Raw genomic sequence first — 15,811 nt, 5'->3', positions numbered from 1 at the left:
TGTTCCCGTTACGTTTACGTCACCGTGAGCCACCCACGCTTGTGGCATTTCTCTACGGCAACGTGCCATCACGCTACTCGGCTACACACTTTTCGCTGATGACCCTGCGCACCATCAAGGTGCAGCGTCAGAAGCGTCTGCCCTTTCCTGGACCAGAATCCACGGCCGCACCACCACTGCCCACATCTCGGGATCGCGCTCGAAAAGATCCAGCGCCCACGTTTCAGACAGCTTGGCGAGTTTGTCTTCGGCCAGCCAGGCAGCCACTTTCTCGCCATCATCTGCCGCCACGGCCTCGGCGGCGGCGATCAAATCAAGCGTAGGGTCGACCCACAATAGGGCACCCTTGGCGAAGAACGGCTCCAGCTCTTTCCAGGTAATAGATGCGGTTTCACCAAGCAGCTTGGCATAGAGGGTGCTAGGTTCTTGATTCATGGGACTGTCCGGAAAAGAAATCGACGCGAATGATAACGTCGGTGGTCCGGCAGAAAAACCCGGTTGCAAAAGGCTACACCGAACGAAAAGAGCAGGAACGCCAAGGAATGCTGCTGTTTGGGGCATAAGCCCCTCGAAAGCCCCGCCGCAATTCTGTCTTTTTCATTCAAAAATGCGACACCCACAAGTTTTGCCCCCTGGCGCCAGCTTCCCAGGCCAACAACCGGCGCTCTACACTGTACCGGTACAGTTGCCGGGGGCATTTCCGGAGGGTATCGCAAAGATATCTGACCCGGTTCTGCTGCTACGGCGCCAGAACTCAAAAAAAATTACAACAGTAAGAGTGGAGCACTATGACTAAGGCTACTAAGCAGATTTCCAAACTGTTTGCCGCTATGGTTCTGGCCGGGGTTGCCAGCCATTCGTTCGCAGCTGACACCATCAAGATCGGTATCGCCGGCCCTAAAACCGGCCCGGTAGCCCAATACGGCGATATGCAGTTCAGTGGCGCCCGCATGGCCATCGAACAGATCAACGCCAAGGGCGGGGTCGACGGCAAGAAACTCGAAGCCGTTGAATACGACGATGCCTGCGATCCGAAACAAGCGGTAGCGGTAGCGAACAAGGTCGTCAACGACGGCGTCAAGTTCGTGGTCGGTCACCTGTGCTCCAGCTCCACTCAACCGGCTTCGGACATCTACGAAGACGAAGGCGTGATCATGATCACCCCGGCTGCCACCAGCCCGGACATCACCGCCCGTGGTTACAAGATGGTCTTCCGCACCATCGGTCTGGACAGCGCCCAGGGCCCTGCCGCCGGTAACTACATTGCCGATCACGTGAAGCCGAAAATCGTTGCCGTACTGCACGACAAGCAGCAATACGGTGAAGGCATCGCCACCGCCGTCAAGGCGACCCTGGAGAAGAAAGGCGTGAAAGTCGCCGTGTTCGAAGGCGTCAACGCCGGCGACAAGGACTTCTCCTCGATCATCTCCAAACTCAAGCAAGCCAACGTCGACTTCGTTTATTACGGCGGCTACCACCCGGAACTGGGTCTGATCCTGCGTCAATCCCAGGAAAAAGGCCTGAAAGCCAAGTTCATGGGTCCGGAAGGCGTGGGTAACGACTCCATTTCGCAGATCGCCAAAGACGCCTCCGAAGGCCTGCTGGTGACCCTGCCGAAATCCTTCGACCAGGATCCGGCCAACGTCGCCCTGGCAGATGCATTCAAGGCGAAGAAAGAAGACCCGAGCGGCCCGTTCGTGTTCCCTTCCTACTCGGCGGTTGAAGTGATTGCCGGCGGTATTGCCGCGGCCAAATCCGAAGCCCCTGCCAAAGTGGCCGAAGCCATTCACGCCGGCACCTTCAAGACCCCTACTGGCGATCTGAGCTTCGACGCCAAGGGCGACCTGAAGGACTTCAAATTTGTGGTTTACGAGTGGCACTTCGGCAAACCAAAAACTGAAGTTTCGCCTCAGTAAGGCGCGCCCTGACTGACTGCCAATAAAGCCCACGGCGTGCCGTGGGCTTTGTTTTACGAATGTATGGGCCGCGCTGGCGTGATCCGCCAGTCTCCCCACCTGAAAATCTCAAAACCGTCATCAGCGGTTCGCTGGCAAAACCCGGATTCGAAGTGGATACAGATCCACGGGGCCGGGCGGGAAAATGACTCCACCAGTGAAATGCGTATCAGGTTTTTAGGAGCGTTGTAATGCCTGACATCTATCACTTCTTCCAACAGCTGGTTAATGGCCTGACCATTGGCAGCACGTATGCCCTGATCGCCATCGGCTATACGATGGTCTACGGCATCATTGGAATGATCAACTTCGCCCATGGCGAGGTGTACATGATCGGTTCCTACGTGGCGTTCATCGCCATCGCCGGGCTGGCCATGATGGGAATCGACAACGTCCCGCTGTTGATGACCGCGGCGTTTATCGCGAGCATCGTTGTCACCAGTTCGTACGGCTACAGCATCGAACGGATTGCCTACCGCCCCCTGCGCGGCAGCAACCGTCTGATCCCGCTGATTTCCGCCATCGGTATGTCGATCTTCCTGCAGAACACGGTTCTGCTGGCGCAAGACTCCAAGGACAAATCCATCCCCAACCTGATCCCCGGCAACATTTCCATCGGGCCAGGTGGCGCACATGAAGTGCTGATTTCCTACATGCAAATCGTGGTGTTCGTGGTGACCCTGGTCGCCATGCTCGGCCTCACGCTGTTCATCTCCCGCTCTCGCCTGGGCCGCGCCTGCCGCGCCTGCGCCGAAGACATCAAGATGGCCAACCTGCTGGGCATCAACACCAACAACATCATCGCCCTGACCTTCGTCATCGGTGCTGCACTGGCGGCCGTCGCGGCTGTACTGCTGAGCATGCAGTACGGCGTGATCAACCCGAACGCCGGTTTCCTCGTCGGCCTCAAGGCCTTCACCGCTGCGGTACTGGGCGGGATCGGCAGCATCCCCGGCGCCATGCTCGGCGGGCTGGTGCTTGGGGTGGCGGAAGCGTTCGGTGCCGATATCTTCGGCGACCAGTACAAGGACGTCGTGGCTTTCGGCTTGTTGGTTCTGGTGCTGTTGTTCCGTCCGACCGGCATTCTGGGCCGTCCGGAGGTTGAGAAAGTATGACTAGGAATCTTAAACAGGCACTGTTCAGTGCCTTGCTGGTGTGGGCCGTGGCCTACCCGGTACTCGGTCTGAAACTGACCATCGTCGGCATCAACCTCGAAGTGCACGGCACCAGCCCGGCCATTCTGGCGACCATCGCCGTGTGCTCGGTGCTGATGTTCCTGCGGGTGCTGTTCAACCAGCAGATCAGCAAGGCGTGGAAATCCTCGCCGGGCCTGCCGTTGATCCCGGCCAAGGCCAGCAACTTCCTGACCCTGCCGACCACCCAACGCTACATCATCATCGCGCTGATCCTTGGCGCGCTGATCTGGCCGTTCTTCGGCTCCCGTGGCGCGGTGGACATCGCAACGCTGATCCTGATCTACGTGATGCTCGGCCTTGGCCTGAACATCGTCGTGGGCCTGGCCGGTCTGCTCGACCTCGGTTACGTCGGTTTCTACGCCGTCGGCGCCTACAGCTACGCGCTGCTCTCGCACTACTACGGCCTGAGCTTCTGGATCTGCCTGCCAATTGCCGGCCTGATGGCGGCGACGTTCGGCTTCCTGCTGGGCTTCCCGGTGTTGCGTCTGCGCGGTGACTACCTGGCGATCGTGACCCTGGGCTTCGGCGAGATCATCCGTCTGTTCCTGCGGAACCTGACCGATATCACCGGCGGCCCGAACGGCATCAGCAACATCGAGAAACCGACGTTCTTCGGCCTGACCTTCGAACGCAAGGCCGCGGAAGGCATGCAAACCTTCCACGAGTATTTCGGCCTCGAATACAACTCGATCAACAAGGTGATCTTCCTCTACCTGGTTGCCTTGTTGTTGGCACTGGCGGCGCTGTTCATCATCAACCGCCTGCTGCGCATGCCGATCGGCCGTGCGTGGGAAGCGCTGCGTGAAGATGAAATCGCCTGCCGCGCACTGGGTCTGAATCCGACGATCATCAAGCTGTCGGCGTTCACCCTGGGCGCGAGCTTCGCCGGTTTCGCCGGCAGCTTCTTCGCCGCCCGTCAGGGTCTGGTGACCCCGGAATCGTTCACCTTCATCGAGTCGGCGATCATCCTCGCCATCGTCGTGCTGGGTGGCATGGGCTCGCAATTGGGCGTGATTCTCGCGGCCGTGGTGATGATCCTGTTGCCGGAAATGATGCGTGAGTTCAGCGAGTATCGGATGTTGATGTTCGGTGCGCTGATGGTGTTGATGATGATCTGGCGTCCACAAGGTCTGCTGCCGATGCAACGCCCACACATGGAGTTGCGAAAATGAGCCGCGAGATCCTTAAAGTCGAAAACCTGAGCATGCGCTTCGGCGGCTTGCTGGCGGTCAATGGCGTGGCCCTGACCGTCAAGGAAAAACAAGTGGTGGCGCTGATCGGGCCGAACGGCGCGGGCAAGACCACCGTGTTCAACTGCCTGACCGGTTTCTACCAGCCTTCAGGCGGCAGCATCCTGCTGGACGGCGAGCCGATCCAGGGCCTGCCGGGGCACAAGATCGCCCTCAAGGGCGTGGTGCGCACCTTCCAGAACGTGCGGTTGTTCAAGGACATGACAGCGGTCGAGAACCTGTTGATCGCCCAGCACCGTCACCTGAACACCAACTTCCTGGCCGGCCTGTTCAAGACCCCGGCGTTTCGCAAGAGCGAACGCGAGGCGATGGAATATGCCGAGTACTGGCTGGAAAAGGTCAACCTGAAAGAGTTCGCCAACCGTACCGCCGGGACCCTGGCCTACGGTCAGCAACGGCGCCTGGAAATCGCCCGCTGCATGATGACCCGCCCACGGATCCTCATGCTCGACGAACCGGCGGCCGGTCTGAACCCGAAGGAAACCGAAGACCTCAAGGCGCTGATCAGTGTGCTGCGTGAAGAGCACAACGTGACCGTGTTGCTGATCGAGCACGACATGAAACTGGTCATGAGCATTTCCGACCACATCGTCGTGATCAACCAGGGCACGCCTCTGGCCGATGGCACGCCGGAACAGATCCGCGACAATCCTGAAGTGATCAAAGCCTACCTGGGGGAAGCGTAAATGCTGCAGTTCGAAAACGTTTCCACCTTCTACGGCAAGATCCAGGCCCTGCACAGCGTCAACGTCGAAGTCCGTCAGGGCGAGATCGTGACCCTGATCGGCGCCAACGGTGCCGGCAAGTCCACGCTGCTGATGACGCTCTGCGGTTCGCCGCAGGCGCACAGCGGCAGCATCCGCTACATGGGTGAGGAACTGGTCGGCCAGGACTCGTCGCAGATCATGCGCAAGAGCATCGCCGTGGTTCCGGAAGGTCGCCGGGTGTTTGCCCGTCTGACCGTTGAAGAGAACCTGTCGATGGGCGGTTTCTTCACCGACAAGGGCGACTATCAGGAGCAGATGGACAAGGTCCTCGGCCTGTTCCCGCGCCTGAAAGAACGCTTCAACCAGCGCGGCGGCACCATGTCCGGCGGCGAACAGCAGATGCTCGCCATCGGCCGGGCGCTGATGAGCAAGCCGAAGCTGCTGCTGCTCGATGAGCCGTCGCTGGGTCTGGCACCGATCATCATCCAGCAGATTTTCGACATCATCGAACAGCTGCGCAAGGACGGTGTGACGGTGTTCCTGGTCGAGCAGAACGCCAACCAGGCGCTGAAAATCGCTGACCGTGCGTACGTTCTGGAAAACGGCCGCGTGGTCATGCAAGGCACCGGTGAAGCCCTGCTGACCGACCCGAAAGTGCGCGAGGCGTACCTCGGCGGTTGATGTATTTCGCCCCAAAAAAAACGGCCTTCGGGCCGTTTTTTTGTATTTTGAATTCAACGCACATCCCCTGTGGGAGCGGGCTTGCTCGCGAAGACGATTTTACATTCAGCACGTGTGCTGACTGATGCACCGCTTTCGCGAGCAGGCCCGCTCCCACAACATCAACAGCCCTTAATAAGGGTTGCAGTACTGCGCGACTGCGGTGGCCTGATCGACATAAGGCCGTGCCGGCTCAAGGTTCCACTCAGGCTTGTTCCTGACCGGCTTGCCATCGTAGACCGCCGCCAGATGACAGACCATCTGCCGGCGCAACGAGCCACCATTGACGCTGTACTGACGCCATTGCGGATCGTCCTTGTGCTTGTTGTACAGCTCGGCAAACATCCGGTCGGTCTGGTCATCCTTGATCGCGCGGCCGCATGCGGTCGGCACTACCGAGAGCGACCAGGTGTTCGGCCCCAGCTTCGGATCGGGACGTTGCACCCAAGTGCTGGACTCGATGTACTTGTCGCAGAATTTTGGTTCTGCCGGCGTCGAGGTCTGGATGCACGAGAACGAGGCCTTGGCGACCGGGGTCCGCGGGAAGTCGATCTTGATGATATTGCGGTCCTTGCCAGTCTTGGCCTTGTAATCCTTTTGATTGGCCAACGCATCATTCAGGCCGCGCTGATCGCTGTAGAAGAACGCCAGAATCGGTAGCTCATCGGTTTTCGGGTTGCCCAGGCGCAGTTCGGTCTGGGTTTGAAATTCGCGGCTGTTGATGACTTTGCGCGCGCCCATGAAGTTGCGAAAGGCGTCGACCCGCTCCTTGCTGCTCATCGGATTGCGCATGTTGAAGCCACACTGCAACTGGTCCTGCTGCCGATTGTTGTTGTACTGGGTGAAGTGCGCCACCCAGGCATTCGGCGTCGTGATCGGTGGTTTCATGGCCTGGCAGACCGCCTCGGTCGGGGCGGTGTTTTTGTTGTCGCCACAGCCACGGTCGTTGCGAAAGTCGGTCCAGGCATCGTTGGGAAATGCACAGTAGACATGCACCGGGGTTTCCGGGTCGCGCACCAGATCCCTTGGCGTAATCAGGTAGCCGTTCTGCGTGCTCATGCCCGGGTCTTCATAACTGATGCCGTCGGCGCGCATGTACGAGGCGGCAAACGTGCCCAGTTCCACGGCTTTCGGGCTGGGATTCCACACGTCCCATTTCTGCCCTTTGGCAGGGTCGGCCCGGTGCGTGCCGCGCACCAGCAGCCCCGAACAATCCGAGGCGGGATCCTGCCCGCAACTGTCGACGGTGTTGTTGTACAACGTTTCGACCTTCTTCAGTGTCTCCGCGCATGACTCGGCATTGGCCCATGTCCCATGCGCCAGGAGCGGCAACATGAGCAATGGAGCGAACCTGTTCAGACGTTTTTTCATGGCTTGCATCTCCTTGATTAGCCAACACACACTCAACGCGGGACCGGGTTGCAAACCGCGGCGCGAGTCTCGCTGTCCGACAACGCCGGCCTGAATGGCTCCAGATTCCATGGCGTCTTGCTGCGGTAATTGACCAGCACGCAATTCAATTGCTGACGCATGCTGCCGACGGATGTTTCGTTGTCGCGCCAGTTGCTGTCCGCCCCCTTGAGGGCGAACAACTGGTCGTACAGAACGCCGACCTGCTCATTGGGCAAGGCGCGCCCTGCTGCGGTGGGCACCACGCTCAGGGTCCATTCATCCTTGCGAGTGCCGGGGTCGTAGCGCTTGATCCAGTCGGCAGAAGCAATGTATTGCGGTGCCTGGACCGGCACTGGATTGCAACCGGCCTTCGCCGCCTCCTGCGGGCTGACCACGGGGCGGAACGGCTCCAGATTCCACTCGGTCTTGGCCGGATAGTTCTGCACCAGACAGCTCAGTTGCTGACGCATGCTGCCCGCGGCTTTCTCGTTATCACGCCACTGGCTGTCGGCGCCACGCAGAGCGAACAGCTCTTTGTAAACGGCCTCTTGGTCAGAGCTCTGAACCGCCTTGCCCTGCGCCGTCGGGGTGATTTTCAGCGACCATTCGTTCTTCCTGGTGCCCGGGTCATAGCGCTCGACCCACACCGCATCCGCGATGTACTTGGGCGCCGGGGCGCCGGCCACCACCATGTCATCGATTGCCTGATCAGCCGCGACATAACTGAAACGCTGCTCGGCAGGCTGGGTGAAATCCAGGCGCAGAATCGGCACGCTGTAACCCTGGGCCTTGAGTTTTTTCTGGAAATTGCGCGCGCTGTTCAGGCCGTTCTCCGGTTTAGGCGGTGCCTGATCACCGCGCGTGGCGAAGTTCTGCGTGCTGTTGACGTTGTAAATGAAGGCGTCGATGTACTTCATGTTTTCGCTGCCGTCGTTGGTCGCGGTGGCATTCTTCAACATGAATTCATTGACCTGGGCACTGAAGGCAAAGGGGTCTTTGTTGGTGGTGTTCGGGCGCGATTCGTGTACCCGGATCATCGCCTGCCAGTCGCTGGGTTTTTCCGCGTTCCATGAGCACTGGCCGTACTGGATCGGTCCCTTCATCAGTCCGGTGTATTTCTGCGTCCATTGCTCGGCGGTGGTCACTCCGGCTTCGGCACAGGTGCCGTAGGCCAGCGTGGCATTGCGGTTGTTCATCGTGCCTTGGGCTGCACGCGGTGGCTCGCGACTGTCAAAGAAGCCGCATCCGTACCATTTTCGCTCCGGTCCGGTGCCGCCATCGAAGGCGTAGATACACGTAAAGCCCTGCTCCTTGACGGGCAGCTTCAGCGCTGCCGCATCGGTGGGAGTGCGCAGGATGAATCCGGCCGGATGGATGAGAATGCGCGTGCTCAGATCCTTGCGAATCCACGAGTAGGACGTCGCGCCGATCTTGATCGCGTAAGGGCTGTAGTCCCACGGATTGAACGGCCCGTCGTTGACCATGCGCAAGGTCACGCCGCTGCAGTAATACAACCCGCGCGCGGCACCTGTATCAGGTTCCTGGCAGGCGTCCTTGAGGGTGTTGTAGTTGCTGTTGATGCGCTTGAGCGTGTCCAGCGGATCGGGTTGCGGCTGGGCGTTAACCGTCGTGAACGACAGCGCCAGCGTGCAGCCCAGGGCAAACGATGAAACCTTGCGCGAGAGCGCAGCAGAGTCTGAGCGATCCTTCGTCATGAGATACCGTCCTGGTAAATCGGCCTGTCAGAGTGGCCGTTGAAATGACTATAGAACAGGAGGGAGTGAACACAATCACTGTGGGTTACAGGGTTCTGAAGATTTTCTGAAAAAGTTTCGGCTCGGCTGTAACGGATCGCCATGAGCTTTCTCTAGTGGGGTAAGCAAGCGCATTTCGCTTGCAAATCCCACGCTCAAATCTGGAGAAACATCATGACTGCTACCACTCGCACTTTGTCCGCTACTGCCCTGGTTCTGGCCCTTGGTTCTGCCCTGAGCATGGCCGCCGTGTCGACCGTCCACGCCGCTGATGCCGACATGGAGAAATGCTTCGGCGTGGCCATGAAAGGTCACAACGATTGCGCAGCAGGCGCAGGTACCACGTGTGCCGGCACCGCAAAAATGGACTACCAGCCAAACGCCTGGAAACTCGTACCGAAAGGCACCTGCGCCACCACCGAGAGCAAGACCTCGCCGACCGGTTTCGGTCAGATGCAAGCGTTCAAAGCCAAGTCCTGATCCACCGCCTGCCTGAGTGACGATCATGTTCACCCTCGACGAACCTGTCCCACCCCGCACTCAGGCAGCCCTTCCCGGGCTCCCGCCCCGTGCCGGGCTGGGGCTCAAGACCGGGCACTTTCGTGAAGTGCTCGGCACCCAACCGGACCTCGGTTTCTTCGAAGTCCACGCCGAAAACTACATGGTCGACGGCGGTCCGTTTCATCATTTTCTCGGTTTGATCCGCGAGCAATATCCGCTGTCGCTGCACGGCGTCGGGTTGTCCATCGGGGCCGAAGGGCCGCTGGACGTTCAGCACCTGCAGCGCCTCAAAGTGCTGATCGAGCGCTATCAACCGCAATCCTTTTCCGAACACCTGGCCTGGTCGAGCCATGGCCCGGTGTTTCTCAATGACTTGCTGCCACTGGCCTATGACACGCCGACTCTGAACCGCGTCTGCGCGCACATCGACCAGGTGCAGAACACCCTCAAGCGCCCGATGCTACTGGAAAACCCTGCGACCTATCTGGGGTTCCGGCGCTCGACCCTCGACGAAGCAGACTTCATCGCCGAAGTGGTGCGGCGCAGCGGCTGCGGCCTGCTGTTGGACGTCAACAACGTCTACGTCTCGTGCATCAATCATCAGCGCGATCCGCTGACTTATCTCGACGCGCTGCCATTGCACGCGGTCGGTGAGATTCATCTGGCCGGATTTGCCGAAGACAGCGACAGCCTCGGTGACCGTTTGCTGATCGACGATCACGGTGCGCCGATCGACCAGGCGGTCTGGACCTTGTACCGGCAAACGCTGCAACGCACCGGCCCGATAGCCACCCTGATCGAGCGCGACAATCAGGTGCCGGCCTTCGATGTGTTGTTGGCCGAAGCGCGGCAGGCCGACGAAATGCTGCTCGGTGCGGGAGTTCGATCATGAGTACTCAAGCGGCTTTTGCCGCCGCCCTGCTCGACCCGCAACGGCCCTGCCCCGAGGGTTTATGCAGCGCCAACGGTGCTGATCCTGCCAGCCGATTCTCGGTGTATCGCAACAACGTGCAAGGTTCGCTGATCAATGCTTTGGCGGACAGTTACCCGGTGGTGCTGCAATTGGTCGGCGAGGATTTTTTCCGCGCCATGGCTGCCGAGTTCGTACTACAACAGCCGCCACACAGCCCGTTGATGAGTCGCTACGGCGAAGCACTGCCGGCCTTCCTCGACGCCTTCGAACCGGCAGCGAGCGTGCCGTATCTGGCCGACGTGGCACGGCTGGAGCACCTGCGCACCCGCGCCTACCACGCCGCCGATGCACTGCCCGTGCGCCCGCAGCAGATCACCGCGGCACTGGCCGATCCCGATGGACTGAGCGACCTGCGCTTCAGGCTTCATCCGTCGCTGCACCTGCTCGACTCGAACCACGCCGTGGTCGCGATCTGGGCCGCGCATCAGGGTGACGCGACGCTGGCCGGCATCGACATCGACCACGGGCAGCACGCCCTGGTGCTGCGCAACGGCCTCGACGTCGAGGTGTTTGCCCTCGAACCCGGCGCCAGCGTGTTTCTGCGTCAGTTGCTCAATGACCAACCGCTGTTGGCGGCCGCGCAAAACAGCCCGCCATTTGACCTCAGCCACACCCTCGCGCTGCTGATTGCGCACAACGCCATCGTTGACCTGAATAACAAGGAATCGCCATGAACAATCTCATTACCCGCGCCATCGCGCTGCTGGAGAAAATTCCCCACAGCCTGATCGCTTTCATCGCGCGTTTTTCGATTGCCGCGGTGTTCTGGAAGTCCGGCCAGACCAAGGTCGAAGGCCTGGCCATCGACCTGATCGACGGTACCTTTCAACTCGGCTGGCCACACTTGGCGGACTCGACCATTCCGTTGTTCAAAAGCGAGTACCACGTGCCGCTGCTGTCACCGGAAATCGCCGCGCACATGGCGGCGTTCGCCGAGCACTTCTTCCCGGTACTGATCCTGATCGGCTTCGCCACGAGATTTTCGGCGCTGGCGTTGCTGGGCATGACCCTGACCATTCAACTGTTCGTCTACCCGGATGCGTATCCGACCCACGGCACCTGGGCGGCGGTATTGCTGTACTTGATGGCGACCGGGCCGGGGAAATTGTCGATCGATCACCTGATCGCACGCCGCTTCGCAAAATAAGCAAAACCCTTGTGGGAGCGAGCCTGCTCGCGAATGCGTTGGTTCAGTCAACACATAAAGTGACTGCGAAACCGCAATCGCGAGCAGGCTCGCTCCTACAGGAATGGGTTATCGCTGAAGTCGATCCAGCGCCTCGCCGCTGCGCTTGAACCAGCCGATCAGGTAGTCCGCCAGCACTTGGGTTCGTTTCGGTAACCCGCCCTGATACGGATGCACCAGGTACATCGGCATACGTCGGGTCTGAAAGTCGCGCAGCAACCAGCGCAATCGGCCGTCCGCCAGTTCCGTCTGCAGCAGATACGAGGGCAACCGTGCGATGCCGGCACCGGCCAGCGCAGCCTTTTTCAGCAGGTTGTAGTGGTTGCTGGCAAACGGCCCCGACACCCGCACCCTGAGCAGTTCGTGCTGCTGGTGATACAGCCACTCTTCGCGGCCACTGTAATGGCTGTTGAGCAGGCAACGGTGTTCGGCCAGATCCTGCGGGGTCAGTGGCTCGCCGAACTGTTCAAGATACGCCGGGCTGGCGCAGGTCATTTCCTGCCAGGCCAGCAAGGGTTTGGCCACCAGGCGTTCGTCATTGGCCACCTCGGTGCGAATCGCCAGATCAACGCCATCGCGCGACAGATCCCGATAATTGTTGTTCAGCTCCAGCTCGATCTGCACTTCGGGGTATTTTTGCGAAAACTCCAGCAGCAAGCCGTCGAAGAAGGTTTCCCCCAGCGACACCGGCACCGTCATCCGTACCGGCCCGGCCATGTCGTCCTTCAAACGCGCCAGCGCCTGACGCGCCCGCTCCACCTGAACCACCAGCGCCTGGGCCTGCGGCAACAACGCGGCGCCCGCCGTCGTCAGGCTCAAGCGGCGCGTGGTGCGTTGCAGCAACACCACAGAAAACTGCGCTTCGAGCTGGCTGATACGCTTGGACAGCTGGCCCTTGCTACAACCCAATTGCTGCGCCGCGAGGGTGAAACTGCCTGCCTCGATCAATACCGCAAACGCCGCCAGATCATCCATTTCACTCATGGATTGTTTCCATTTGAAAACCAAAGGTTGCCTATTAGTGCGCTTATCCGCAGAAAAAACCACTCTAGACTGAAACCTCGTTCAACCCATTGAGGATTAGCCCATGAAGATTCTGTTGATCGGTGCCGCCGGCACCATCGGTTCGGCCGTGGACAAAGAACTGAGCCAGCGCCACGAAGTGATTCGCATCGGTCGCAGCAGCGGCGATTTCCAGGTGGACATCAGCGACAGCGCTTCGATTCGCCAACTGTTCGAGCAAACCGGCAAGTTCGACGCGCTGGTCTGCGCGGCCGGCAACGTGACCTTCGCCCCACTGGGCGAGATGACCGCCGACAGCTTTGCCCTGGGCTTGAAAGACAAGCTGATGGGTCAGGTCAACCTGCTGCTGATCGGCCGCGAGTACGCCAACGACGGCGCCTCGTTCACCTTCACCACTGGCGTGCTCAGCCACGACCCGATCCGCACTGGCGCCTCGGCGGCACTGGTCAACGGCGCACTCGACAGCTTCGTGAAAGCCGCAGCCATTGAACTGCCACGCGGCCTGCGGGTGAACTCGATCAGCCCGACCGTGCTGCTGGAAGCCATGGGCAGCTACGCCCCGTACTTCCGCGGTTACAAGCCGGTTCCTGCGGCCGATGTGGCGTTGGCCTACGCGAAAAGTGTCGAAGGCCTGCAAACCGGCCAGACCTTTCACGTCGGCTAACCCCTTGTGATGAACGGTCAGCCTGCGTAACGTGGCGGCACTTGTCTGGAGAGCCGAAGATGCGTGTTGCCCGTTCGTTGATCGTTGTTGCCCTGCTGCCGTTGTTCGCTGCCTGCCAATTGCTTGATGGCCCGCGTCAAAGTGCTGCCCACGTCGGGCAGACCCGGATGCAGGGACAGTTGACGGCGGCCGACGGCAAACTGGTGTTCCAGCCGTGTGGCGAACAGCGTCAGTACGTGGTCAACGACATCGGCGGCACCAGCGTGCTGCAAGAGGCCGCGACCCTCGCCGATCAGCAGGGCAAGCTGTTTGCCGACGTGCGCGGGAAGATCGCTGGCGACCGCCTCGACCTTGGCCAGTTGTATCGCGTCGAGCGCTCCGGCACCGCATGCGATGACCCGAATTTCAAACTATTGATCCTGCGTACTGCCGGCCACGGTCCCGAGTGGAACGTGAAAGTCAGTGGCAAGGGCATGGTCATCGACCGCGAAGGCCAGCCAGCGCTGGCCGTGCCTTATGTCGAAGAGCAACTGGGCGACGGCCGCTTCAACCTCAGCAGCGAAGCCAACAACCAGCGCATCGAATTGTGGGTCGCGCCGCAACGCTGCGTCGACAGCAACACCGGCAGCGTGCAGCACATGAGCGCCGAGCTGCGCATTGACGGCAAGGTCGAGCGTGGTTGCGGGTATTTCGGCGGATCGCGTAACGACTGAGCGTTTTAGCCTCACCGGATCCAGCCTTTGCGGCTTATAATCGCGGCCTTCAAACGCCCTGGCGCAGTTGTGCGCCCCGCGAATCCGGATCCTCGCCATGTTACGAATCACCGAACTCAAGCTGCCAATCGACCATCCTGAAGAAGACCTGCGTGCCGCCATCGTGCAGCGCCTGGGTATCGCCAGCGATGACTTGCTCGATTTCACCTTGTTCAAGCGCAGCTACGACGCGCGCAAAAAGTCCTCCGAGCTGTGCTTCATCTACACCATCGACCTCACCGTGCGCGACGAGGCCAAGGTGCTGGGCAAGTTCGCCGACGACCGTAACGTCAACGTGGCGCCGGATGTCAGCTACAAATTCGTCGGTCAGGCGCCAAGCGACCTGAGCCAGCGCCCGATCGTGGTCGGTTTCGGCCCGTGCGGAATTTTCGCCGGCCTGCTGCTGGCACAGATGGGCTTCAAGCCGATCATCCTCGAACGTGGCACCGAAGTGCGCCAGCGCACCAAGGACACCTGGGGCCTGTGGCGTAAAAGCGTGCTCAACCCCGAGTCCAACGTGCAGTTCGGCGAAGGTGGCGCGGGTACGTTCTCCGACGGCAAGCTGTACAGCCAGATCAAGGATCCGAAGTTCCTTGGCCGCAAAGTCCTGCACGAGTTCGTCAAGGCCGGCGCGCCGGAAGAAATCCTCTACGTCAGCAAGCCGCACATCGGCACGTTCCGCCTGACCGGCATGGTCGAGACCATGCGTGAAGAGATCCGTGCCCTGGGCGGTGAAGTACGCTTCCAGGAGCGCGTCAGCGACGTGCTGATCGAGGACGGCCAACTGGTCGGCGTCGAACTGGCGAGCGGTGAAACCCTGCATTCGAAACACGTGGTTCTGGCCCTCGGTCACAGTGCCCGTGACACTTTCCGCATGCTGCACAGCCGTGGTGTGTTCATGGAAGCCAAGCCGTTTTCGGTGGGTTTCCGCATCGAACACCCGCAATCGCTGATCGACCGTGCGCGCCTGGGCAAGTACGCCGGCCACCCGAAACTGGGTGCCGCCGACTACAAACTGGTGCACCACGCCAAGAACGGCCGTTCGGTCTACAGCTTCTGCATGTGCCCGGGTGGCACCGTGGTAGCGGCGACTTCCGAGCCGAACCGCGTAGTCACCAACGGCATGAGCCAGTACTCGCGTAACGAACGCAACGCCAACTCCGGCATCGTCGTCGGCATCACCCCGGAAGTCGATTACCCAGGCGGCCCGCTGGCCGGCATCGAATTGCAGGAACGCCTGGAATCCCACGCGTTCATCCTCGGCGGCAGCGATTACAAGGCCCCGGCGCAACTGGTTGGCGACTTCATCAACGGCACTCCGTCGACCGAGCTGGGCGACGTCGAGCCGTCGTACAAACCGGGCGTGGCGCTGGGCGACCTGGCCCTGGCGCTGCCGGACTTCGCCATCGAAGCGATTCGCGAAGCGTTGCCGGCGTTCGAAAAACAGATTCGCGGTTACTCGCTGCACGATGCAGTGTTGACCGGGATCGAAACCCGCACCTCATCGCCGCTGCGCATCACGCGTAACGAGTCGCTGCAGAGCATGAACGTCAAAGGTCTGTTCCCGGCCGGCGAAGGCGCGGGTTATGCGGGCGGGATTCTGTCGGCGGGCGTCGACGGGATTCGTATTGCCGAGGCAGTGGCACGGGACATTTTGGGTTTGGAAGCCTGATACATCTGTTTTGAAGTGACACCAACCTCCTGTGGGAGCGGGCTTGCTCGCGAATGCGGTGTGTCA

At 60.4% G+C, this 15,811-nt stretch carries 16 protein-coding genes; 12 read left to right on the top strand and 4 right to left on the bottom strand.

Features of this window, described 5'->3' with window-relative positions; genetic code table 11:
• Positions 1 to 114: 114 nt before the first annotated feature.
• Positions 115 to 435, bottom strand: a complete 321-nt coding sequence (locus AC1UK9_RS06775) for a DUF2288 domain-containing protein (RefSeq protein WP_482579737.1) — start codon at positions 433 to 435, stop codon at positions 115 to 117.
• Positions 436 to 788: 353 nt separating this feature from the next.
• Between AC1UK9_RS06775 and AC1UK9_RS06770 the strand changes: the two genes are divergently transcribed.
• From AC1UK9_RS06770 to AC1UK9_RS06750, 5 genes are all read left to right on the top strand, one after another.
• Entirely contained in the window at positions 789 to 1,916 is a 1,128-nt protein-coding gene (locus AC1UK9_RS06770; RefSeq protein WP_482579736.1) for a branched-chain amino acid ABC transporter substrate-binding protein, read from the top strand.
• Between the two features lie 230 nt (positions 1,917 to 2,146).
• Positions 2,147 to 3,070: a high-affinity branched-chain amino acid ABC transporter permease LivH gene (gene livH, locus AC1UK9_RS06765; RefSeq protein ID WP_003222384.1), complete on the top strand. Its 924-nt coding sequence runs from the start codon at positions 2,147 to 2,149 to the stop codon at positions 3,068 to 3,070.
• The gene (locus AC1UK9_RS06760; protein WP_025110758.1) at positions 3,067 to 4,323 is read left to right on the top strand and encodes a high-affinity branched-chain amino acid ABC transporter permease LivM; all 1,257 of its coding nucleotides are present in this window, start codon (positions 3,067 to 3,069) and stop codon (positions 4,321 to 4,323) included. The genes livH and AC1UK9_RS06760 overlap by 4 nt, the downstream gene beginning before the upstream one ends.
• Complete coding sequence (livG, locus tag AC1UK9_RS06755; protein WP_025110759.1) at positions 4,320 to 5,087, top strand: high-affinity branched-chain amino acid ABC transporter ATP-binding protein LivG; 768 nt, start codon at positions 4,320 to 4,322, stop codon at positions 5,085 to 5,087. Before AC1UK9_RS06760 ends, livG begins: the two co-directional genes overlap by 4 nt.
• Positions 5,088 to 5,789, top strand: a complete 702-nt coding sequence (locus tag AC1UK9_RS06750; protein ID WP_003222380.1) for an ABC transporter ATP-binding protein — start codon at positions 5,088 to 5,090, stop codon at positions 5,787 to 5,789.
• Positions 5,790 to 5,960: 171 nt separating this feature from the next.
• On the opposite strand, the gene AC1UK9_RS06745 is transcribed toward AC1UK9_RS06750, so the two are convergent.
• Positions 5,961 to 7,199, bottom strand: a complete 1,239-nt coding sequence (locus AC1UK9_RS06745; RefSeq protein ID WP_025110760.1) for a DUF2599 domain-containing protein — start codon at positions 7,197 to 7,199, stop codon at positions 5,961 to 5,963.
• 32 nt (positions 7,200 to 7,231) lie between these two features.
• Complete coding sequence (locus AC1UK9_RS06740) at positions 7,232 to 8,935, bottom strand: DUF2599 domain-containing protein (RefSeq protein WP_482579735.1); 1,704 nt, start codon at positions 8,933 to 8,935, stop codon at positions 7,232 to 7,234.
• A gap of 213 nt (positions 8,936 to 9,148) precedes the next feature.
• Between AC1UK9_RS06740 and AC1UK9_RS06735 the strand changes: the two genes are divergently transcribed.
• The 4 genes from AC1UK9_RS06735 to AC1UK9_RS06720 are packed head-to-tail and all read left to right on the top strand — an operon-like array spanning position 9,149 to position 11,595.
• Complete coding sequence (locus AC1UK9_RS06735) at positions 9,149 to 9,454, top strand: BufA1 family periplasmic bufferin-type metallophore (RefSeq protein ID WP_025110762.1); 306 nt, start codon at positions 9,149 to 9,151, stop codon at positions 9,452 to 9,454.
• 25 nt (positions 9,455 to 9,479) lie between these two features.
• Positions 9,480 to 10,367, top strand: coding sequence for an MNIO family bufferin maturase (gene bufB / locus AC1UK9_RS06730; RefSeq protein WP_025110763.1), 888 nt, complete (start codon positions 9,480 to 9,482; stop codon positions 10,365 to 10,367).
• Positions 10,364 to 11,122, top strand: coding sequence for an HvfC/BufC N-terminal domain-containing protein (locus tag AC1UK9_RS06725; RefSeq protein ID WP_482579734.1), 759 nt, complete (start codon positions 10,364 to 10,366; stop codon positions 11,120 to 11,122). The genes bufB and AC1UK9_RS06725 overlap by 4 nt, the downstream gene beginning before the upstream one ends.
• Positions 11,119 to 11,595 (top strand): DoxX family protein, encoded by a 477-nt coding sequence (locus tag AC1UK9_RS06720; RefSeq protein WP_473014680.1) that lies wholly within the window; start codon positions 11,119 to 11,121, stop codon positions 11,593 to 11,595. Before AC1UK9_RS06725 ends, AC1UK9_RS06720 begins: the two co-directional genes overlap by 4 nt.
• A 108-nt stretch (positions 11,596 to 11,703) precedes the next feature.
• On the opposite strand, the gene AC1UK9_RS06715 is transcribed toward AC1UK9_RS06720, so the two are convergent.
• Positions 11,704 to 12,618 (bottom strand): LysR family transcriptional regulator, encoded by a 915-nt coding sequence (locus AC1UK9_RS06715; protein ID WP_482579733.1) that lies wholly within the window; start codon positions 12,616 to 12,618, stop codon positions 11,704 to 11,706.
• A gap of 103 nt (positions 12,619 to 12,721) precedes the next feature.
• Here AC1UK9_RS06715 and AC1UK9_RS06710 point away from each other — a divergent pair, with 103 nt between their 5' ends.
• From AC1UK9_RS06710 to AC1UK9_RS06700, 3 genes are all read left to right on the top strand, one after another.
• Complete coding sequence (locus AC1UK9_RS06710) at positions 12,722 to 13,321, top strand: short chain dehydrogenase (protein WP_025110767.1); 600 nt, start codon at positions 12,722 to 12,724, stop codon at positions 13,319 to 13,321.
• A gap of 59 nt (positions 13,322 to 13,380) precedes the next feature.
• The gene (locus tag AC1UK9_RS06705; protein WP_482579732.1) at positions 13,381 to 14,034 is read left to right on the top strand and encodes a COG3650 family protein; all 654 of its coding nucleotides are present in this window, start codon (positions 13,381 to 13,383) and stop codon (positions 14,032 to 14,034) included.
• A 97-nt stretch (positions 14,035 to 14,131) separates the two neighbouring features.
• Entirely contained in the window at positions 14,132 to 15,745 is a 1,614-nt protein-coding gene (locus AC1UK9_RS06700) for an NAD(P)/FAD-dependent oxidoreductase (protein ID WP_473014677.1), read from the top strand.
• The last annotated feature ends 66 nt before the right edge of the window (positions 15,746 to 15,811 follow it).

The sequence above is a fragment of the Pseudomonas sp. AK-TSAG1-1 genome, from assembly GCF_056821665.1.
This window is presented reverse-complemented; position numbering and strand designations above follow the sequence as displayed.